Origin of the sequence: Methylobacterium brachiatum (genome assembly GCF_020523825.1) — a bacterium.
Lineage (GTDB): Bacteria > Pseudomonadota > Alphaproteobacteria > Rhizobiales > Beijerinckiaceae > Methylobacterium > Methylobacterium brachiatum.
Genome location: NZ_JAJALK010000003.1, coordinates 356674 through 377544, shown reverse-complemented (window position 1 = coordinate 377544; position 20871 = coordinate 356674). Strand labels below are relative to the sequence as shown.

Sequence of the window (20871 nt, the reverse complement as noted above, 5' to 3'; positions counted from 1 at the left end):
TCGCGGTTGGGCGGGGCGTCCCGTTTGTGCATTTCGACCGCTCGCCCGACGATCCTCCGATGGACGGAGGATTCTGGCTATGCCTGCAGCGTCGGACCCGAAGGACCGCGGTCGTTCGCCCCCGGTCGGGTTCACGGCGGACCCGTCCTGGCCGATGGAGCCGCCGGAGCCTGCCGCGCCGCACCAACGTTTCACGCGTTTCATGCCCGAGCCCCGCGGCCGGATCGAGCCGGTCTCCGGCCCGGCGACCGACCCGTCCGTCCTGAAGGCCCTGGCCTTGGGCGGTCGCGGGTGGGTGAGCCGGGACGGACGCGTGCTGGCCGCCGGCTCGGCGAAGGGCGGCACGGCCCTTGCGGCACTTCCCGAGACGGCGGCCGCCGTCGTGGCCTTCGAGGGCGCCGACGCGGCGCTCAAGGCCCTGAGGGAACGCTACGTCAACGAGGGCCTGGCGCGTCACCTCGGGAGGGGCGGGTCGAGGAATTCGTTCCATTTCAGCCACGGTTCCTTCGACCTCGCCAACCCCATGCCCTGGTTCCACGATTTCCTGGACAAGGCGGGCTGGATCGAGGTGGAGCTCGCCCGCGACGAGGGTGTCAGGAAGGCGTTCTGCGACGGTCGGCTCCTGGAAGGGAGCGTCGAGGCCTACCGGGAGGTCCTGGTCACGCTGGGTGACGGACTGGGTTGCCGCGTCTGCCACGGTTTCAAGGATGACTTCGCCACCCTCCTGTACGACCCCACCGACAACGACGGCCTGGGCTACCGGGAGCCCAGGCCCGTCGAGTGGCCTGGCTGCGAGCGCGACCCGGAGGACCGCGACCTTCCCTTGTGGACGTCGCGGTTCGACGAGGACGACGATGCGGACGAGGCAGGCTTCCCCGCCAGCCCGTGACCTGGTGCCGGACCGGCGCCTTGAGGCTTTCGTAACGGGGTGAGCCCTCTAATCCGTCCCGTGACAACGGCGGGATCGGACGACGGGATGCCAGGCTTCCACGACGGGGCGACCTCATGACGAGGCCACCCCTGCCGCTGCGGCCGCCGCTGCCGCCGCGCGTCCCGTTCCCCGCCGCCGATCCCAAGGAAACCTCGCGGGACCGGTGGTTCCCCGCATCGGGCTTCGAGGAGATCAAGGGACCCGATCCCGACCGCCTGCCGCCGGCGGAGCGCGACGCGCTCCTTTCCCGCGCCGTGACCGTGACGAACGAAGCCGTCGCGGCGAGGAAGAAGGGCCGAAGGGCCGAGGCGGCCGGCCTGCACGTCCTGGCCGCGGAACTGCGCCGCGAGGCCGGGGCGTGGGCGGCCTGCATCGAGAACTACGCCCCCCTGTGCCGGCATCATCTCGACGAAGGCGACAGGGCGACCGCGGACGCGTATGTCCAGAAGCTGGTCTTCGTGTCGAACTTCCTCGGTGACGAAGCGCCGGACGGCAAGCACATCGCCGGTGCGATGTCCGTGCTCGTCGCCCTCGGCAAGCTCTGGGCAGCCGCGGCCATCGCACCGCTGGCCGGCGAGCACGCCAAGCGACACGAGGACCCCTGCGTCTGCGGTATCGCCGGCGATCCGGCCGCCTACGCGGGGGACGGACGACCCAAGAGGGGCAAGGGGAACCCGCGCCGGGATGACCGTGCGCTCGCGGGTCGGCCCGACAGCCCGGCCCTGAACGAATTCCGCTTCCGCGCCGTGCCGGTTGAAACCTCGGCGGCGCGCCCGGCGGGCAGCCCCTGGTGGTCCGAGGCGCGGCCTGGCGTCGAGATGCTGGTGGAGCCGCCGGGGGCCGGGGGCGAAGGCCGGTACTGGGTCGCGCACCGCGTATCGAACGGCATCCATCAGGCGGTGGCGCTTCCGAACTGGTCGTGCCGGGCCATGCAGGCCGCCAGGACGATGGTAGCCGTCTCGAAGGCGGATCCGCAGGGCACCGACGGGCCGTCTGCCGCGGTCCTCCAGGTCTGCTGCGCCCTTGAAGCCTTCATCAACGCCGCCATCCATTCCATCTTCAATTCGGAGCGGGAAAAATGGAGATTGGTGAAGCTTCCCGATTACTGCACGGACCCGGGAGTGCATCAAGGCGAGTTGAAGCCCCCTCTTGAGAAGTGGGGACAGTTGCCGAACGCGATTTTCGGGGCTGGATGGATCGAACAGCAAACCTGGTTCCAACTCACCCTGTTGTTCGACCTGCGCAATCACCTCGTCCACTTCCGGGGGGACAAGGAAGAGGACATCTTCGGCTCCGGAGCGAAGCTTCGGTTGGTGGGACATCTTGGCAATCACGCCAAGATGAGGCCTGCGCCCGGGCATTGGGTCGACAGGGTTCTCACGCCCGAGCTCGCGCGGTGGGCTGTCGATCTCGGGGACAAGGTGATCCTCGCGTTTCGGACCGCCTGGGCCGCGGAGGGGTTCAAGTTCGAGGTCATCCAGCGGGGGCAGAATGATCGCTCCGACATCGCGGCCGCGGCAGAAGCCGACCGCCTCCAGGAAATGGAGGGCCGCAAGGCTGCGAGCCAGGAGTACGATGCCTCGCAGGGGCGGCCCCGGCCGCGGCACGGCTTGCCTGTGACGGCGCCATCCGGCCTCCGGCGTATCGCGGCCAAATCGCCTCATGCCGAGGACGGCGACTTCATCGACGACGGTCTGGGAAACCCTGCGATGTCGGGTCACGATACCGGATCGGTCCCGGCCGATTGAGTTCCAGAAGCCTTGTGGTTACAGCCGATGTTTTCCCATGGGAAAACATCGGCTGTAACCACAAATGCCCAAATAAGATAAATCAACAAAATCAGACGTTTATCATGGATCACGGGGCCGTCGGCAGCACTGCCTTTGCCCGATCTCCTGAAGTCCCGAGATGACGACATCATGCGATCCCCCCGCCCTTCGGAGCACCGTCGGGGGCCAGTTGGGACTGCTTGAACGGGGATGTACCGAGCGTGATCCCGCCCCGTCCGGCCACAACAACCATGCAGGTCGAAAGCCGCTCGGTACGTGTATCCCCCCGGGGCTCGCTCTGGTTCTCACCTGGGTCGAGGGGCATCCATCACGGGTTCATCCTCGTCGACCTCCCACTCCGGATCGGGGCTAGGCTCGACCACCCTGGCCGGGCGCCTGGCGGCCCGCCACCTACCGACCCCGGAGACAGGCTTGTCCGGCCGGCGGTCGTCATCCAGCTCGAACAGCGCGAGCATCGCCATCTCCTCCGGGTGGTCGCTGAACACCGCCACGGTGACTGTCTGCGTCGTGACGCCTTGGCCGTGCGGAACGACTCCCTTGTATGTCACGGTGATCCTGTGAGGGTCGAAGGTGACGCGGTCGAACGCGCCGCGAACCTCCTGCGCGAGGCGGGTCCTGAGGTCGGCCCGTTCCTCGGGCGTCGCCGCCGCAAGGCGCGCCCGCAAGTCCGCCATCAAGGCCCGGCGCTGTTCCGGTGACGGCTCGTATGCGCGTCGAGCGCCCATCCGGCGCATCGCGGACAGTTCCGCCTCCGCATCCTTCTTCTCTCTCCGCAAGACGAGGGCGCGACCAGCGAACTCCTCGACGCCCTGCTCTACCAAACCCATGATGTTGAGGAGGCGGGTGCCCAGGTCGGCGACCTTGCCCTCCAGGTCGGCAATGGTCGGCCCCGAACGACGCCCTTCCGTCGCATTGGCCGTCGCCAGGACCTTTCCGACGTCGATGCGCGCCGTCGTCCCGAGAAGCCTGTCCTCCGCCCAGGCGACCGGCCAACGCCGCGTGTTCTCGCAGGTGCCCCGCTTAGCGTCCGCGCAGACGAGGTAGGGCGCACCCTTCTTCGGATCGCCCTTGCAGACCCGGGCCATGCGGTTGCCGCACGAGCAGTAGGCGATCCCCCGCATCAGGTTGACGACCCCGGTCGGGCCGCGCCCGCCGGCAGCCGGCTTCCTGTTTTCCCGGGCGCCGTTCGCCCTGATGAACTCGGCTTCGGTCACGGCGGCCGGATAGTAATCCCTGATCGGCTCCCCGGTCGGCACGCGCTTGCCCGCCTCGTCGAAGCGGTAGGACTGATGCTCGCTGTAGGCCGCTCGGGACTGCAGCACCTTCAGGATGTACGAGGGGTGCCACTCCTTGCCGCCTTGCAGCGGAGGGATCTTGGCGTCGTTCAGGCGGGTGGCGATGGTACGCCGCCCATAACCGCGAATCGCCTCGGTGAAGATTCGGCGAACGAGTTCACGTCCGTCCGGGCAGTCCGCTGTCGCCGGCCGGAACTCCATCCTGCGCCGGCCGTCAGCCTCGACGACCCGGAGCCAGGCTGGGACCCGGGCCGTCATCACGCGCCCCGATCCGGCCGCCTGACTGCGCTTCTCGGTCCAGGCTTCCGAGAGGCGCTCCGCCTTCGTCTTGCTCTCCTCGTGGGCGCGCTGCATCACCATCAGCGACCCGAACAGCGCCATCGGCTCGTCGTCGATGCGCTTGGCGCTGTATTCCTGCTTATCGATCAACGTGACGACGATGATGCCCTCGTTGATGAGGCCTAGGAAGTCGGGCAGCACCTCGCGCGCGGCCTTGCGACTGAACCTGTCCAGGCTCTCGATGATGAGGTAGGACCCCCGAGGGACCTCGCCCTTCTCGACGAGCGAATGGAAGACCCCGAGCGCCCCCTTGATGCGGTTGGCGCCCCGGAAGGCGCTTACGCCGAGGTCCTTCAGTGTCTCGTCGATGACGAGGCCGCGCTTCTCCGCCCACGCGTTCGCCTTGGCGACCTGCCTGCGCAGGCTGTCGCCGCGCATCTGCTCGGGGCGCGAGAACCGAATGTAGCTGTAGGCCTTGGGCATGATGCCCAACCGTAGGGCCCAGGTTTTTCTCGGGTCAACCTGGTGTGCCACGACATAAGAAGGTTATGCCCGCCGGCCGCCGCGATCTCCAGGGCGCGCTTGGCCCCCTCCTGGCCCTTGATGTCGGAGAGGTCCGGCAGCGGCCCCGCCAGGCCGGCCACCGAGGGCTCCGGCCGGGCCATGACCTGGCTGCCCTTGAAGTGGTTGGCGAGCTGGATCAGTGAGCGCGGCGCGAGCACGTCGAGGTCGCCCCCGGCCCAGGCCGCTTCGGACCCGGTGGCGGCCGGGCAGATCAGCCCGAGGCCGCGGGCTCCGGCCGCGATCGCGGCCGGCAGCACGCCGTTCACCGCCGTGATGCTGCCGTCGAGCGCCAGCTCGCCGAGCACGCAATAGCCGCCGAGGGCGTCGGCCGGGATCGCCCCGATCGCCGCCATGACGCCGAGCGCGATCGGGAGATCGTAATGCGAGCCCTCCTTGGGCAGGTCGGCCGGGGCGAGGTTGACGGTGATGCGCTTGGCCGGCAGCGCCAGCCCGGAGGCGATCAAGGCGCCGCGCACCCGCTCGCGCGATTCGGCCACCGCCTTGTCGGGCAGGCCGACCACGTTGAACACGACGTTGCCCGGGATGATCTGGACCTGCACGTCCACGGACCGGGCCTCGATCCCCTCGAACGCCACGGTGGCGACGCGTGTGACCATAGGTCGGCAGTCCTGAGCCCCGGTGCCGGCGCGGCGCGGCGGGCAACCTTAGCTGTGCTGGAAAATCGAAGCGGGCTCAAGAGGATCGCGGTTCGCGGGGAACCCCGGCGCCGTCCCGCTGTTCAAAGCCGGCACACAATCGAGACACGGAGACTTCGATGCGCCTCGCCGCCCCCCTGCTCGCCCTCACCCTGGCCGCCGGCCTCACCAGCGTCGCCCGGGCCGACGAGAAGCTCCCGCCCGACCAGCAGGCCAAGGTCGAGGCCATGCTCCGCCAGGAGGGCTTCACCAAGTGGAAGGAGATCGAGCTCGACGACGGCATGATCGAGGTCGACGACGCGATCGACGCCAACGGCAAGCAGTTCGACCTGAAGCTCGATCCGAAGACCCTGGCTGTGGTCAAGCGCGAGGCCGAGTAGCCGGCGCTTGCGTTCGGCTAAGAGCCCGGCCATATAGCCGGCGGGGGGTTGGCGAGGGACGTTTCACTCGCCAACCGGGTCAGGTCCGGAAGGAAGCAGCCCTAACGAGACCGAGCGGGTCTTCGTCCAGCCTCCCACCTTATCTCCTGGCGCTCGGAAGCCCGACCCGACACGGCATGGACGCTTCGACCGGCACGCCTGACGACGAGCCGGGCCTGCCCGGGTTCGCAAGCCCCGCCAGCGCGGCGACGCCCTACCGGGTGCTCGCGCGGAAATACCGCCCGACCAATTTCGGCGACCTGATCGGCCAGGACGCCATGGTGCGGACCCTGGCCAACGGGTTCTCGGCCAACCGCATTCCCCAGGCCTGGATGCTGACCGGCGTGCGCGGGGTCGGCAAGACCACCACCGCCCGCATCCTCGCCCGCGGCCTCAACTATGCCCGGGCCGGAATCCCCGATACCGGCCCGACCGTGTCGATGCCGGAACTCGGTTTGCACTGCGCGGCAATCATGGAATCCCGGCACATGGACGTGCTGGAGATGGATGCCGCCTCGCATACCGGCATCGACGACGTGCGCGCGATCATCGACGGCATCCGCTACGGGCCGGTCTCCGCGCGCTACAAGGTCTACATCGTGGACGAGGTCCACATGCTCTCCGAGAAGGCGTTCAACGCCTTCCTGAAGACGCTCGAGGAGCCGCCCCCCCACGCCAAGTTCGTGTTCGCGACCACCGAGATCCGCAAGGTCCCGGTGACGATCCTGTCGCGCTGCCAGCGCTTCGACCTGCGCCGGGTCGAGGCGCCGGTCCTGCATGCCCATCTCGCCAAGGTCTGCGCGGCCGAGAAAGTCGAGGCCGAGGACGAGGCCTTGGGCGCCATCGTGCGCGCCGCCGAGGGCTCCGTGCGCGACGCGCTCTCGCTGCTCGACCAGGCCATCGCCCACGGGGCCGGTGCGGTCACGGCCCAGAGCGTGCGCGACATGCTCGGGCTCGCCGACCGGGTGCGGATCCTCGACCTGTTCGAGGCGGTGATGCGCGGCGCCGTGCCGGCAGCCTTCGCCGAGTTGCGGGCGCAGTACGATTCCGGCGCCGACCCGTCGGTGGTGCTGTCCGACCTCGCGGCCTTCACCCATCTCGTGACCCGCCTGAAGGTCGTGCCCGAGACCGCCTCCGACCCGACGCTCAGCGAGACCGAGCGGGTCCGCGGCGGCCAGTTCGCGGAAAAACTCTCGATCCGTGCCCTGTCGCGGGCCTGGCAGATCCTGCTGAAGGCGATTCCCGAGGTCCAAGCTGCCCCGCGTCCGCTAGCGGCGGCCGAGATGGCGATCGTCCGCCTCGCCTACGCGGCCGACCTGCCCACCCCCGACGAGGCCCTGCGCCAGCTGAAGGCCGAGGCCGCGGCGGCGCCCGTCGAGGAGGCCCCGGCCACCTCCGGCCGTCCGCCCCTGCCGCCGATCCCCGACCTGCGCGGCGGCGGCCCGAGTGCGGCGGCGGCCGTCGCACCGCGGCCGATGCCGGTCGGCGCGCCCATGGCTTCCGCCGCGGCGGCACCGGTGGCGATGTCGGCCCCGGCCCCGATCGCGATGGTCGCCCCGGCGGAGCGGCCGGCCGCACCGCCCGCGCCACGGCTCGCCCGCTTCGAGGACTTGGTCGCGCTCGCGGACGCCAACCGCGACATCCTTCTGAAGACCGCTCTGGAACGGGACGTCCACCTCGTGCGCTTCGCGGAGGGGCAGATCGAGTTCCGCCTCGCCCAGGGCGGCCGGTCGAGCCTGGCCACCGATATCGCCGCCGCGATCCTGCGCTGGACCGGGCAGCGCTGGGTCGTCTCGGTCTCCAAGGAAGAGGGCGCGCCGACCCTCGATGCCACCGTCAAGGCCGCCACCGAGACCCGCCGCGAGAACGCCGCCGCCGACCCGTTCGTGCGCGAGGTGCTGACGCGCTTCCCCGGTGCCGAGATCGTCGATGTCCGCGAGACCGCGCCGCCGCCGACCGCCGATCCGGCGATCACGGGCGACGGCGACCCGATGCCGGCGGACGAGGTCCCGGACGACGACTTCTGAGGAGCGGGCACGGCCGCACTTGGCGGCGCGCCGCCATCATCCCCACCTAGACTGATCTTCACGCGACGAGAGAGAGCTGCATGCGCGACCTGATGGGCATCATGAAGCAGGCTCAGGCCATGCAGGAGAAGATGGGCTCCCTGCAGGCCGAGCTCGACGAGATCGAGGTGACCGGCGCCTCCGGCGGCGGCTCCGTGCGCGTCACCATGAGCGCCAAGGGCCAGATGAAGGGCGTCAGCATCGATCCGTCCCTGATGGTCGCCGACGAGCGCGAGATCCTCGAGGACCTGATCGTCGCCGCCTGCAACGACGCCCGCGGCAAGGCCGAGGCGACCATGCAGGAGCGCATGGCCGAGCTGACCAAGGGCTTGCCCCTGCCGCCCGGCATGAAGCTGCCGTTCTAGGGGCGGCCCGGAACACGGGTTCGGGGCGACGGCGCCCTGAATCTCTCCCCTCGTCCTTCGAGGTTCGTTGGCGCGGGCACCTCAGGATGAGGGCGAGGTTCGGACAGGTGGGTCCAGCCTCGCGAGCCATGTCTTCGTCAACGCGGTCGCCGGCTGACGAGGACGATCCCGGCCAAGATGAGCGGGATCGCCAGCGCGAGGATCGGCGGGAAGCGTTCACCCAGCAGTGCCACTGCCAGACCCTTGCCGGTGATCGCGCCGATCCAGCCGATCTGGCTGAGCCCGACTGGGCCGCTGCGCTTCTGCAAGACGAAGAACAGCGCGTAGGTGGCGGCGATGATTGCCGCCTGCATCGGCAGCAGGCCGGCCGTCGAGGCCGAGGGCACCGCGAGAAGCGGGATTCCGGAGGCAACCGCGTAGGCCCCGATGAGCGCCGTGGCGGTCAGAACCATGATCGGCGCCAACAGGCGCGGCGACGCGTGGTCGGGCCACGCCGCCGAGCGATAGATATTGCCGGCGGCGACGCTGAGCGGTGCCGCGAGGGCGAGCCCGGTCCAGAGCCCTCCCCCGTCGGCCCCCGTCAGGCGCGACACGGCAAACAGCAGCGCGCCCCCGAGCCCGAGCGCCATGCCGGCCAGCCCCTGGACCGAGAGCCGATCCATCCCGAGGGCCAGCGCGAGGCCGTAGGTCAGCAGCGGCGGGAAGGCGAGGCAGAGCGCCACGAAGCCGGCCCCGACATGGGGGATCGCCGCGAAGGACAGGATGTTCGGAAGGGCGAAGCTCAGCAGCCCGGCCTGCAGCCCGTAGCGCAGGAGCGCCGGCGACGGTGTCAGCCGTTCGCCCGCCACGGCTGCAAGCATTGCCAGAATCAGCCCCCCGCCGAGCGCCGACCAGAACAGGAAGGCGATCGGAGGCCAGCCCAGGCCGCTGGCGAGGCCGGCGACCACGGTCGTGAGGCCGAGCAAGGCTCCGGTCGACAGGAGCAGAAGGTAGGCCGGCGGCGCGGCATGGGGAGTCGCGATCCCAGCCGGTGCATTCATCGTCCCCTCGCGATCCATAGGCGATCCCTGCCGATTGCCATCCGGAATCGGCAGACCTAAAATCTCGCCGCAAAGTATCTTTACGTCAAGATATCGAAGGCTGCGCCGTGGTGGACGGGATGGATCGTGCGGCCCAGGCCGTGGCGCAGTGGCAGCGTGAACGGCCCGATATCGACGCGTTTCCCATGGAGGTTCTGGGCCGGCTCGCCGAGCTGGCGCAGGTCGTCCTGCGCGACCGGCTCAACCCGGCCTTCGCGGAATTCGGCTTGCAGCAGGGTGAGTTCGACGTGTTGGCGACGCTGCGGCGGTCCGGCGCGCCCTACGCGCTGACGCCCACCGCCCTGTGCGAGGCCGCGATGATCTCATCGGGCGGGATGACTGCGCGGATCGACCGCCTCGAGAAGGCCGGCTTGATCGAGCGTCAGAAGCACCCGTCGGATCGGCGTGGGACACTGGTCGCGCTGACCCAAAAGGGCTCGGCGCTCATCGATGCCCTGCTTCCGCGCCATATCGAGGCCGAGCGCCAAGTCCTGGCGCCGCTCACCGAGGACGAGCAGCGCATCCTGAACAGGCTTCTCGCGAAGCTGATCGCCGGGCTCGGCTGAGCGCGGGCGGCCGCACAATGGGCCGCCCGGTCGGTAAAACGCCTACGCGGCGATCGCCTGAGCGGTCGGCCCGGCGGCGCGCACGTCAGAATCGACATGGGCCTCGAAGCGCTTGAAGTTGTCGTCGAACATCTTCACCAGCCGCGCCGCCGTCTCGACGAAGGCGCTCTTGTTGCCCCAGGTCTTGACCGGGGTGAGGATGTCCGCCTCGACGCCCGGCACCGAGACCGGCACCGCGAAGCCGAAATACGGGTCGCGGCGGAATTCGGCCTGGGCGAGCGATCCGTCGAGGGCGCCGGCGAGCAGGCGTCGCGTGACGCGGATCGGCATGCGCTGGCCGGTGCCGACGCCGCCGCCGGTCCAGCCGGTGTTGACCAGCCAGCAATCGACCGCGTGCTTGGCGATCAGGTCGCGCAGCAGGTTGCCGTATACGCTCGGATGCCGGGGCATGAACGGCGCGCCGAAGCAGGTCGAGAAGGTCGCCTCGGGCCCGGTCAGCCCGCGCTCGGTGCCGGCCACCTTGGCGGTGTAGCCCGAGAGGAAGTGGTACATCGCCTCGGCGCCGGTGAGCTTGGCGATCGGCGGCATCACCCCGAAGGCGTCGCAGGTCAGCATCACGATGTTCTTCGGATGCCCGGCTCGGCCGGTGGCGCTCGCGTTGGCGATGAAGTCCAGCGGGTAGGCGCAGCGGGTGTTCTCGGTGAGCGAGGCATCGTCGAAATCCGGCACGCGCGTGACCGGATCGATCACCACGTTCTCCATCACGGTGCCGAAGCGCTCGGTGGTGGCGTAGATCTCGGGCTCGGCGTTGCGCGAGAGGCGGATCGTCTTGGCGTAGCAGCCGCCCTCGAAGTTGAAGATGCCCTCGTCCGACCAGCCATGCTCGTCGTCGCCGAGCAGCTGGCGCGAGGAATCGTTCGACAGGGTGGTCTTGCCGGTCCCCGACAGGCCGAAGAAGATCGCCGAGCCGCCCTCGGGGTCGAGCGCCGCGTTGGCCGAGCAATGCATCGGCATGACGTTCTGGCCGGGCAGGATGTAGTTCAGGTAGGTGAAGACCGACTTCTTCATCTCGCCCGCGTAGGCCGAGCCGCCGATGAGCACGAGCTTCTTGGCGAAATCGATGGCGATCACGGTCTTGGAGCGGCAGCCGTGCCGGGCGGGATCCGCCTGGAAGCTCGGCAGGTCGATGATCGTCAGGTCCGGCACGTAGGTGGCGAGCTCAGAGCGGTCCGGCCGGATCAACAGGTTGCGGATGAAGAGCGAGTGCCAGGCGAACTCGGTGAACACCCGGGCCTTGACCCGGTGGGCCGGGTCGGCGCCGCCGTAGAGGTCCTGGGCGAACAGCTCCTTGCCCTCGGCGTGCTTGAGAAAATCCTGCCGCAGGGTCTCGAACTGCTCCGGCGTGATCGCGCCGTTGTTGTCCCACCAGATCTCGTTCTCGGTGCTGGCATCGCGCACCACGAACTTGTCCTTGGGCGAGCGGCCGGTATGGCTGCCGGTGGTCGCCACGAGGGCGCCGCCGCGGGCGAGCTGGCCCTCCTTGCGGGTCAGCGCCTCCTCGTAGAGGCTCGGCGCCTCGAAGTTCCAGCGGACGGCCTTGAGGCCGCGGAAGCCGGCGGCGTCGGCACCGTGGGCCGCGTTGTGGTCACCGATATTAGTCAAGAGCGTATCTCCCGGAGCCCCTGTTCGTGCCGTCGACGCGACATGACCGGACGCCAACGGTGTCCGGGTTTACCCGGGGGACGTCCGTGCGGTCGTACAGGTCCGCCGCACGCTGGATCTCCGTTCCCCGGTCGCTCGTCCGCCCCATACTGGATAGGCGGCCAAGCGTTGCCGTCTTACCGGGTGTCGCGGGGGGCCCGCAACGTGAACGCGGGTGTTTGACCCCGGTGATGATCGCAGGATGCCGCCGTTGTAACAGTCGGCGGACGGATGTTCTTCGGCGCGGCGCAGGCTCATCGGCCCGAACGACCAGATCGGGGTGGGCGGAGATGCGCTCTTGCGCACCGCCGGGGGCCGGCTATGCCCTGCCAAACGTTCCGCAGACGCCCGTTCAGCAATTCCCCGCCCCAGAGGCACGATGCCCCAAGCCGTCGCCGGCCCCGAAATCGAGCGCCTGATCCAGCTTCTGTCCCGGATGCCGGGGCTGGGACCGCGCTCGGCGCGGCGGGCGGCGCTCCAGCTCATCAAGAAGCGCGAGACGCTGCTCGCCCCGCTGGCCGACGCCATGCGGGTGGCGGCCGAGCGCATCGTGGTCTGCTCCAGTTGCGGCAACGTCGACACCTCGGAGCCGTGCACGATCTGCCGCGACACCGAGCGGGATCCCTCGACCCTGGTGGTGGTGGAGGATGTCTCGGACCTCTGGGCCCTGGAGCGGTCCGGAGCGGTCAAATCGCGCTACCACGTGCTCGGCGGCGTCCTCTCGGCCCTGGACGGCGTGCGGCCCGAGCACCTCAACCTGGCGAGCCTCGTGGAGCGCGCGGCCGATCCCGCGGTGAAGGAGATCATCCTGGCGCTGAACGCCACCGTCGACGGCCAGACCACCGCCCATTACGTCACCGAATCGATCCGGCACCTCGACCGCAAGGTGACCCGCCTCGCCCACGGCGTCCCGGTCGGCGGCGAGCTCGACTATCTCGACGAGGGCACACTCACCGCGGCGATCCGCAGCCGCACCACCTTCTGAGGGTTTTGCCGGCGCGGTGTCGCGGCGACCCGCAGAAGCGGTATTTGACCGGCCCCGACCCACGCCATATTGCCTCGGAATCCCCGGGGTCCGCGCCTGCGGCGCTCCCCTTGCCGGTTTCCGCCATGACCATCCGTCCGCTCGTCATCCTCCCCGACGCCGTCCTGCGCCGCACCTCGGAGCCGGTCGGACCGATCACGCCCGAGATCCGCACCCTCGTGGCCGACATGTTCGAGACGATGTACGACGCCCCGGGCGTCGGGCTCGCGGCGATCCAAGTCGGCGTCGCCAAGCGGGTCGTGACCATCGACACCTCGAAGGAAGAAGGCGTGCGCGAGCCGCGGGTCTTCATCGATCCCGAGATCGTCTGGTCCTCGGAGGAGAAGCGGGTCTACGACGAGGGCTGCCTGTCGATCCCGGAATATTACGCCGAGGTCGAGCGGCCGGACCGGGTCCGGGTGAAGTTCCGCGACATCGAGGGCCGGGAGCAGGAGATCGAGGCCGACGGCCTTCTGGCGACCTGCATCCAGCACGAGATCGACCACCTGAACGGCGTGCTGTTCATCGACCACATCTCGAAGCTGAAGCGCGACCGGGTGATCAAGCGCTTCACCAAGGCGGCCAAGCGCGACGCGGCCTGACCCCCGATGCGCGTCGTCTTCATGGGCACGCCGGATTTCGCGGTGCCGACACTGGCGCGGCTCGCGCAGGACGGCCATGACATCGCCGCCGTCTATACCCGCGCGCCTGCCAAGGCCGGCCGCGGGATGGGCCTGCGGCCGTCGCCGGTCCACGCGCTGGCCGACAACCTCGGGATCCCGGTCCTGACGCCGGCGAGCCTGCGCAGCCCGGACGCCGTCGAGACCTTCGCCGGGCACCGGGCCGACGTCGCCGTGGTGGTCGCCTACGGGATGCTGCTGCCGCAGGCGATCCTTGATGTGCCCAGGCACGGCTGCCTCAACCTGCACGGGTCGCTGCTGCCGCGCTGGCGGGGAGCCGCGCCGATCCAGCGCGCCGTGATGGCGGGGGATGAAGAGAGCGGCGTCGGCATCATGCGCATGGAGGCCGGGCTCGATACCGGCCCCGTCGCCCTGGAGGGACGCGTCCCGATCGTGCCGGGCATGACCGCCGGCGAATTGCACGATGCGCTGATGCCCCTCGGGGCCGAGCTGATGTCCCAGGCGATCGAGCGCCTTGACCGGGGCGCCCTGACCTTCACGCCGCAGGCCTCCGAAGGCGTCGTCTACGCGCACAAGATCACCAACGACGAGGCGCGGATCGACTGGTCGCTTCCGGCCGCGGAGGTCGCGAACCGGATCAACGGCCTGTCGCCGTTCCCGGGGGCGTTCTTCGCAGTCGATCTCGGCAAGGGGCCGGAGCGGGTGAAGGTCCTGCGCGCCGCGGCCGGCGCCGGCACGGGCGCGCCGGGGACGCTTCTCGATGCCGAGGGCCTGGTCGCCTGCGGCACCGGGGCGGTCCGGCTGACGGAGCTGCGCCGGGCCGGCAAGGGCGGCAGCGCCAGCGGCGCCGAGTTCGTGCGCGGCGCGCGCATCGCGCCCGGCACGCATCTCGGCTGATGCCCCGCTACAAGCTCGTCATCGAATACGACGGCACGCCGTTCTGCGGCTGGCAGCGTCAGTCCGACGAAGCCACGGTGCAGGGCGCGATCGAGGCGGCGGTGACGCGCTTCTCCGGCGAGGATGCCCGGCTCACCTGCGCCGGCCGGACCGATGCCGGTGTGCACGCCATCCACCAGGTCGCCCATCTCGACCTGGCCAAGGACTGGCGGACCGACACGGTCCGCGACGCCATCAACGCCCATCTGCGGCCGCAACCCGTGGCCGTGCTCTCCGCCGAGATCGTCCCGCCGAGCTTCGACGCCCGGCACTCGGCGATCCGCCGGCACTACCGCTACCGCATCCTCAACCGCCGCAGCCCGGCGGCCCTGACCCGCACCCATGTCTGGCACGTGCCCTGGCCGCTCGACCCGGATGCGATGCATGACGCCGCCCAGCGCCTCGTCGGCCTCCACGACTTCTCCGCCTTCCGAGCGGCCGAGTGCCAGGCCAACAGCCCCGTGCGGACGCTGGACCAGCTCGACGTGGCCCGCACCACGATGGCGCTGCACGAGGAGATCGTGGTGACGACCTGCGCGCGCTCGTTCCTGCACCACCAGGTGCGGGCCATGGTCGGGACGCTGATGCTCGCGGGCTGCGGACGCCTCTCGGGTGACGACGTCGCCGACATCCTGGCCTCGGGCGAGAAGCGCCGGTGCGGGCCGCTGGCGCCGGCCTGGGGGCTGACCTTCGTGGGGGTGGATTACGCCTGAGGGATTTCTCGGGATCGCGACTTCCGGCGGGTGACGATACTCGGCGCCCGAGATCCCACTCCTCCCCTCAGCCTGGCGTGATGGAGCGACGCGGAGGCCTCGAAGGCGCCTTCCAGCCGGACGCGCGACCCCCGGAAGGCTCCTTCGAAGCCCAGCGATCTGCGATCGCCGGGCACCTCTGGATGAGGGGGTGCGTTGGATAGACCGGTCGAACGGGATCTGCCCCTGCGCCGCGCTGTCAGCGCTTCGTGGGGAAATAAGCCTCCAGCACCCGCTCATAAATCGCCGTCAGCCGCTCGATATCGGCCACGGCCACGCATTCATCGACCTGGTGCATGGTCTCGCCCACCAGGCCGAACTCGATCACCGGGCAGGCATCCTTGATGAAGCGGGCATCCGAGGTGCCGCCGGTGGTCGACAGCGTCGGCGTCAGGCCGGTCTCGGCCTGGATCGCCCGGGAGACCAGATCCACGAAGGCGTCGGGCTGGGTCAGGAAGGCCGGGGCGTTCGAGGGCTGCAGGTCGAGGGTGAAGCGCACGGCATTGCCGGCGGCCTGCTCGAGCCGCCGACGGAGCTCGGCTCCGAGGCTGGCCGCGGTCCAGTCGTCGTTGAACCGGACGTTGAAGGTGGCCCGGGCGGTCGCCGGGATCACGTTGGTGGCGGGGTTGCCGACATCGATCGTCGTGAATTCGAGGTTCGAGGCGTCGAAATGCGCGGTGCCGCCATCGAGCGGTTCCGCCACCAGCGCCGAGGCGAGCCGCAGAAGCCCGGGGATCGGATTCTCGGCCTTGTGCGGGTAGGCGACGTGGCCCTGGCGCCCGAGCACGGTCAGCTTGCCGGTGAGCGAGCCGCGGCGGCCGATCTTGATCATTTCGCCGAGCCGCCCTGGATTGGTCGGCTCGCCCAGCAGGCAATGGTCGAAGCGCTCGCCCCGGGCGCGGGCCCAGTCGAGCAGCTTGACCGTCCCGTTGACCGCGGGCCCCTCCTCGTCGCCGGTGATCAGGAAGGCGATCGAGCCCGGGAACGTGCCGCCCCGTCGCGCGATGAACGCCAGGGTCGCGGCCAGCATGCAGGCGACGCCGCCCTTCATGTCGGCGGCGCCGCGACCGTAGAGCAGGCCATCCGCCACCGTGGCGTCGAATGGGCCGTGGCGCCAGGCGCCGTCGCCCTCCGGCACGACATCGGTGTGCCCGGCGAAGACGAGGCACGGCCCGCGATCACCGATCCGTGCGTAGAGGTTCGGGGTGTCGGGATAGCCCGGCTCGGAGAAGACCGGCCGCTCCACCGAGAAACCCGCCCCGCTCAGCGCCTGCGCCACCACATCGAGGGCGCCGCGATCCTCCGGTGTCACCGAGGGACAGCGGATCAGCGCTTGGGCGAGCGACAGAGCGGAATGATCGGCCGGCATGGGGCGTGTCCCGAGGTGGAGAGGCTGGCTGTGCCCCTTACACCAAGTCGCGCGGATCCGGGCTGTCCCGCGTACCGCGTCCGATCATCCGCGGCCCGACGAGGAGCGGAACCGGGTCACCGCAGGGCAGGCTCCAAGTATCCCGAACGTCGATCGCATCCGGTCAGCCAAAGTTTGCCGGATTGCCGGCCTGTCACACGAGTGCGTGAAGTCAGTCCTGATCGGCGGCACGGTCAGACTTTGTCAGTCCTGTGGTCCGTATGCTGCGCGCAATCAATCAGCGCGCAAAGGGATGGATCGGATGGGAAGCAGGGCGGGTGGCGTCCCGGTCGATGCGACGGTCAACAGGCGCGACGGCGAGCGACGGGACGTGCTGATCCCGGCGACGATCCAGTATCCCGACGGCGATTCGGTCCCCTGCATTGTGCGGGATATGTCGCCGACCGGCGCGATGCTCTCGGTCTCGCGCCGGCATCGCTTGCCGCTGACCTTCACCCTTGCGGTGCCCGGTCATGACAGGAGCTATCCGGTCCGGCGGGTCTGGCAGCGGGCCGATGCCGCCGCGATCGTGCTCGATCTGCCGGGCGGCGACACCTGATTTCATTTCCGGCGTCTCCCGCCACGGCACCGGGCCGCGGCGGGAGGCGGCGGCCTATTTCGTCACGATCACCTGCACGTCGCCATGGCGGCGCAGCACCGACACGGTGACGTCGTCGTCGTAGCGCTGGAACCGGATATCCAGGCGCGAGGCTCCCAGCTTGACGTTGTAGAGCGTCACGCCGTCGAGGAAGCCCGGCAGGATCGGGTTCTTCAGCCGGACGCTGTTGCGATCGTGGTCGAGCTCCAGGCCCAGGCAGGCGGCCAGGAACGCGAACGGCGCCGCCGCCGCCCAGGCCTGCGGGCTACAGGCGACCGGGTAGGCCACCGGGCCGCGCTGACGCCGGCGCATGAAGCCGCAGAACAGCTCCGGCAGGCGCTTCTGGTCCTGGTAGAGCGCGGTGTCGAACATCCCCTGGAAGATACGCGCGGCCTCGTGCTTGCGGTCGTAGCGGGCGAGCCCCATCGCGATCAGGGCGTTGTCGTGCGGCCAGATCGAGCCGTTGTGGTAGGACATCGGGTTGTAGCGGGCCTCGCCCTTGGCGATGGTCCGCACGCCCCAGCCGTTGAAGCCGTCCTTGCACAGCAGGGTCTCGGCGACCCGGGCCGCCCGCTCCGGCTTGGCGATGCCGGTGAACAGCGCGTGCCCGGCATTCGACGAGCGCACCGCGCATTGCTTCTTGGCGCCGTCGAGGGCCAGCGCGTAGGTGCCGATCTCCTCGTTCCAGAAGGCCGCATCGAACCGCTCGCGCAGGGTGGCCGCCTCGTGCGAGAGGCGCTCGGCCATCGGGTCGTGCCCGAGGAGCGCGGCGAGCTTGGCCATGCCGTTCTTGGCGGCATAGACGTAGCCCTGGACCTCGCACAGGGCGATCGGGCCCTTGGCCAGCTGGCCGTCGGTATGGAAGATCGAATCGTGGCTGTCCTTCCAGCCCTGGTTCTCGAGGCCCTTGTCGGTGTCGCGGGCGTATTCGACGAAGCCGTCGCCGTCGCGGTCGCCGTAGCGGTCCATCCATTCCAGGGCGAGTTCGAGCGACGGCCAGATCGCCCGGATGGTCTCCAGGTCGCCCGTCACCGCGTAATATTCCCAGGCTAGCATCACGAAGAGCGGCGTGCCGTCGATGGTGCCGTAATAGTGGCGGAACGGCACCTCGCCGAGCATCGCCATTTCGCCCCGGCGGGTCTCGTGCAGCACCTTGCCGGGCTGCGCATCGGCCGCGGGATCGACCGCCTTGGCCTGGGTGGCGGCGAGGTAGCGCAGGACGCCGCGGCCGAATTTCGGATCGATCCACAGCGCCATCAGGGCCGTGATGATGCCGTCGCGGCCGAACACCGTCGAGTACCAGGGTATACCGGCGAACGGGTAGATCCCCTCCGGGGTCCGGCTCGCGAGCATGTAGAGGTCGGCGGTGGCCCGGCACAGGCCCTCGTTGAACTGGTCGTTCGACGAGATGATCGTGGTGATCCCGGCGGTCAGCTCGCGCAGGTCCCGGCGCGAATCGCGGTAGGCCCGGGCGAAGATCGTCCCCTCGCTCAGATCCTTCGGCTCACGCCGGGCGCCCCCGACATTGGCCGCCAGGGTCAGCTTCGCGGCCGCATCCTCGCCGACCATCTCGCCGCTCGGCGGCTTGGTGAACGCCCGATGCGCTTCGAAGGTCACGCGAATGAACAGGGAGGCACGGCCCTCCGGCGGCAGGGAGACGTCGAAGGCGACGCGACCCGGCTCGATCAGATCCGGCTTGGGGCCGAAGTGCAACGAGGTGGTGCGCACGATCTCGTCGAGCCCGACATAGCGGAACTGCACCTCCCGGTCGCTCGCCACCAGGACGCCGCGCTTGCCCCGCTCCTTGCGGTCGGTGCCGCGCACCTCGAACAGGTCGCGGTAATCCGCGTCGAAGGTGACGGCGATGCGCAGGCGGCGGTGCTTGGAATCGAACGAGCGCAGGCCGATCCGATCGTAGCAGGCGCCCCGGAACAGGAACTTGGTGCGCTCGATCGCGATCGTCTCGCGCGGGATCGAGGTCTCGTCATGGGCGTCGAGGCGGATGTCGGGCGTCGTCATGTCGACGCTGAGCGCGCCGTTATCGTCCTGCATCACCGAGGACAGCATCAGCGGGCGCTGGCCCTCCACGGTCAGCTCGAGCCGGGAGAGATAGCGGGTATCCTGGAAATACAGGCCCTCCGGCCCGGGCTGGACGCCGATATCGCCGTAGGAATCCAGAACCCCGAACGCCTCCCCGAACTTCAGCGCCCGCAGGGGCCGCTCGACCAGGGAGGTATGGGCCTCGATGTGGTAGGTCGGCAGCACATCGTCGGCGTCCTGGAAGCCGGGCGCCACCGTGACGGTGCTGGCCTGTGTCCGGGCGGCCGCATTGTGGGCCGCCGTATTCTCCGCCGCCATGCAGAACGTCTCCGAGTGCGTGTGAGGGGTACGAATCGAGAGGGCCGCCGCATCGGCTCTGATGCGGCGGCCCTCGTGACCATTCGGATGAGGCGCCTTTACGACGCTAGGCCGGGCCGGCCATCTCTCGCAAGCCCGATGCCGGGGCTCAGGCCGGCATCGCCGCGACCGAGATCGCCGGCCGCGCAGAGCCATTCACGTCGCCGTAATGCGGCGTGAAGCCGGATTTCGGCAGCTGGATCACGTCGGCGCCGCGGGAGAGCAGCTCCTCGTAGGCGGCGACGTATTTCTTGACCATGCACTCGGCGGTGAACTGGCCCTCGAAGTGGCGGCGCACGCCTTCGCGGCTCATGGTCTTCACCTTGGCCACGGCCTCGACCGCGTCGTCCATGGTCTGGCAGAGCACGCCGCTCACGCCGTCCTTGATCACCTCCGGCACCGAGCCGTTGCGGAAGGCGATCACCGGCGTACCGGCCGACATCGCCTCGATCATGACCAGGCCGAAGGGCTCCGGCCAATCGATCGGGAAAGCGAGCGCCAGGGCGTTGCCCAGGAAGGCCTTCTTCTGCTCCTCGTTAATCTCGCCGATATACTCGACCAGCGGGTGATGGGTCATCGGCTCGATGACCTCATCCCAGTAATCCTGGTCGGCCTTGTCGACCTTCGCGGCGATCTTCAGCGGCGTGCCGGACCGGATCGCCATCTCGATGGCGCGATCGGGACGCTTCTCGGGGGAGATGCGGCCGAGGAACGCCAGGTAGCCGCCCTTGGCCTCCGGCGAGTACGGGCAGTTCTGCGACGGCAGGCCGTGATGGATCGTCGCCAGCCAGTTGACGTTCGGCGGCATCGGCTCGCGCTGGTTGTCGGAGATCGAGACCAGCGGCATGCCCGTGAAGGTGCGGTAGACGGGCATGAAGTCCGGCACGTCGAGCCGCCCGTGCATCGTGGTTATGCACTTGTGGTTCAGATCCTCGAACATCGGATACTGAAGCAGGTCGATGTGGAAGTGCAGGATGTCGAACTCGTGGGCCCGACGGTGTACCTGATGCAGCATGGCCAGGTGGCTGGCCGTGTGATCGCGGTAGCCGAGCAGCCGCAGCCCTTCCGGCGTGCAGGCCGCGAGCTTGGCGGACGTCTCCGAATCGCCGCTGGCGAACAGGGTGACGTCGTGGCCCTGGCGGACCAGTTCCTCGGTGATCCAGCTGACGACGCGCTCGGTGCCGCCGTAGAACTTCGGAGGGACGGCCTCCGACAACGGAGCGATCTGGGCAATGCGCACGAAGTGTCTCCTGGTTGGCCGTATTTGACGGGGGGTCTAACCCTGCCGGCCTGAGCGGGACATGAATGAAACCGACGGCCAAGGTTATGGTTCCTCCGCCGAGGGGTTGTCGCGACCAGTTTTGTGCGGCGCGGGAGCTGTCCCCGCATTCCCCGATGCGCGCG

17 protein-coding genes, 1 other RNA gene and 1 pseudogene are annotated in these 20871 nt (G+C 69.4%); 12 read left to right on the top strand and 7 right to left on the bottom strand.

The features are described from left to right. Positions 1 to 202: 202 nt before the first annotated feature. On the top strand, positions 203 to 889 hold the full coding sequence (locus LGR69_RS08890; RefSeq protein WP_230365807.1) for a hypothetical protein: 687 nt from the start codon (positions 203 to 205) through the stop codon (positions 887 to 889). Positions 890 to 1005: 116 nt separating this feature from the next. Continuing rightward, positions 1006 to 2679: a hypothetical protein gene (locus LGR69_RS08885; protein ID WP_230365806.1), complete on the top strand. Its 1674-nt coding sequence runs from the start codon at positions 1006 to 1008 to the stop codon at positions 2677 to 2679. Positions 2680 to 3005: 326 nt separating this feature from the next. On the opposite strand, the gene LGR69_RS08880 is transcribed toward LGR69_RS08885, so the two are convergent. Both LGR69_RS08880 and LGR69_RS08875 read right to left on the bottom strand, forming a co-directional pair. Continuing rightward, on the bottom strand, positions 3006 to 4778 hold the full coding sequence (locus LGR69_RS08880) for a recombinase family protein (protein WP_307354624.1): 1773 nt from the start codon (positions 4776 to 4778) through the stop codon (positions 3006 to 3008). 50 nt (positions 4779 to 4828) lie between these two features. Next, positions 4829 to 5476: pseudogene (locus tag LGR69_RS08875) on the bottom strand (magnesium chelatase domain-containing protein); the annotation flags it as partial. 158 nt (positions 5477 to 5634) lie between these two features. On the opposite strand from LGR69_RS08875, the gene LGR69_RS08870 reads away from it, so the two are divergent. From LGR69_RS08870 to LGR69_RS08855, 4 genes are all read left to right on the top strand, one after another. Then, positions 5635 to 5895: a PepSY domain-containing protein gene (locus LGR69_RS08870; RefSeq protein ID WP_007561433.1), complete on the top strand. Its 261-nt coding sequence runs from the start codon at positions 5635 to 5637 to the stop codon at positions 5893 to 5895. Between the two features lie 41 nt (positions 5896 to 5936). After that, positions 5937 to 6035, top strand: an RNA gene (gene ffs / locus LGR69_RS08865) — signal recognition particle sRNA small type. A 36-nt stretch (positions 6036 to 6071) separates the two neighbouring features. Next, entirely contained in the window at positions 6072 to 7961 is a 1890-nt protein-coding gene (locus tag LGR69_RS08860) for a DNA polymerase III subunit gamma/tau (protein ID WP_230365804.1), read from the top strand. An 80-nt stretch (positions 7962 to 8041) separates the two neighbouring features. Continuing rightward, a complete protein-coding gene (locus tag LGR69_RS08855) occupies positions 8042 to 8365 on the top strand; it encodes a YbaB/EbfC family nucleoid-associated protein (RefSeq protein ID WP_007561429.1) in 324 nt (107 codons plus the stop codon). 137 nt (positions 8366 to 8502) lie between these two features. On the opposite strand, the gene LGR69_RS08850 is transcribed toward LGR69_RS08855, so the two are convergent. Next, positions 8503 to 9405: a DMT family transporter gene (locus tag LGR69_RS08850; protein WP_230365803.1), complete on the bottom strand. Its 903-nt coding sequence runs from the start codon at positions 9403 to 9405 to the stop codon at positions 8503 to 8505. 119 nt (positions 9406 to 9524) lie between these two features. On the opposite strand from LGR69_RS08850, the gene LGR69_RS08845 reads away from it, so the two are divergent. Beyond that, on the top strand, positions 9525 to 10010 hold the full coding sequence (locus tag LGR69_RS08845; RefSeq protein ID WP_230365802.1) for a MarR family winged helix-turn-helix transcriptional regulator: 486 nt from the start codon (positions 9525 to 9527) through the stop codon (positions 10008 to 10010). 42 nt (positions 10011 to 10052) lie between these two features. On the opposite strand, the gene LGR69_RS08840 is transcribed toward LGR69_RS08845, so the two are convergent. After that, the gene (locus tag LGR69_RS08840) at positions 10053 to 11672 is read right to left on the bottom strand and encodes a phosphoenolpyruvate carboxykinase (RefSeq protein ID WP_122162559.1); all 1620 of its coding nucleotides are present in this window, start codon (positions 11670 to 11672) and stop codon (positions 10053 to 10055) included. A gap of 418 nt (positions 11673 to 12090) precedes the next feature. On the opposite strand from LGR69_RS08840, the gene recR reads away from it, so the two are divergent. The 4 genes from recR to truA all read left to right on the top strand — a co-directional run bounded on the left by recR (position 12091) and on the right by truA (position 15025). After that, entirely contained in the window at positions 12091 to 12696 is a 606-nt protein-coding gene (gene recR / locus LGR69_RS08835; protein WP_007561422.1) for a recombination mediator RecR, read from the top strand. Between the two features lie 125 nt (positions 12697 to 12821). Then, a complete protein-coding gene (gene def, locus LGR69_RS08830; RefSeq protein ID WP_050733091.1) occupies positions 12822 to 13337 on the top strand; it encodes a peptide deformylase in 516 nt (171 codons plus the stop codon). 6 nt (positions 13338 to 13343) lie between these two features. Then, on the top strand, positions 13344 to 14273 hold the full coding sequence (fmt, locus tag LGR69_RS08825) for a methionyl-tRNA formyltransferase (RefSeq protein WP_230365801.1): 930 nt from the start codon (positions 13344 to 13346) through the stop codon (positions 14271 to 14273). Beyond that, a complete protein-coding gene (gene truA / locus LGR69_RS08820; RefSeq protein WP_230365800.1) occupies positions 14273 to 15025 on the top strand; it encodes a tRNA pseudouridine(38-40) synthase TruA in 753 nt (250 codons plus the stop codon). Before fmt ends, truA begins: the two co-directional genes overlap by 1 nt. A gap of 238 nt (positions 15026 to 15263) precedes the next feature. Here truA and dapE read toward each other — a convergent pair whose 3' ends face one another. Then, a complete protein-coding gene (gene dapE, locus LGR69_RS08815) occupies positions 15264 to 16433 on the bottom strand; it encodes a succinyl-diaminopimelate desuccinylase (RefSeq protein ID WP_230365799.1) in 1170 nt (389 codons plus the stop codon). A 205-nt stretch (positions 16434 to 16638) separates the two neighbouring features. On the opposite strand from dapE, the gene LGR69_RS08810 reads away from it, so the two are divergent. Next, a complete protein-coding gene (locus LGR69_RS08810) occupies positions 16639 to 17031 on the top strand; it encodes a PilZ domain-containing protein (protein ID WP_230365798.1) in 393 nt (130 codons plus the stop codon). A gap of 54 nt (positions 17032 to 17085) precedes the next feature. On the opposite strand, the gene LGR69_RS08805 is transcribed toward LGR69_RS08810, so the two are convergent. Further along, a complete protein-coding gene (locus tag LGR69_RS08805; protein ID WP_230365797.1) occupies positions 17086 to 19428 on the bottom strand; it encodes an amylo-alpha-1,6-glucosidase in 2343 nt (780 codons plus the stop codon). 148 nt (positions 19429 to 19576) lie between these two features. After that, positions 19577 to 20707 carry a glycosyltransferase family 4 protein gene (locus LGR69_RS08800; protein ID WP_007561409.1) on the bottom strand — a complete coding sequence of 377 codons (1131 nt, stop codon included), beginning with the start codon at positions 20705 to 20707 and terminating at the stop codon, positions 19577 to 19579. Positions 20708 to 20871 lie beyond the last annotated feature (164 nt).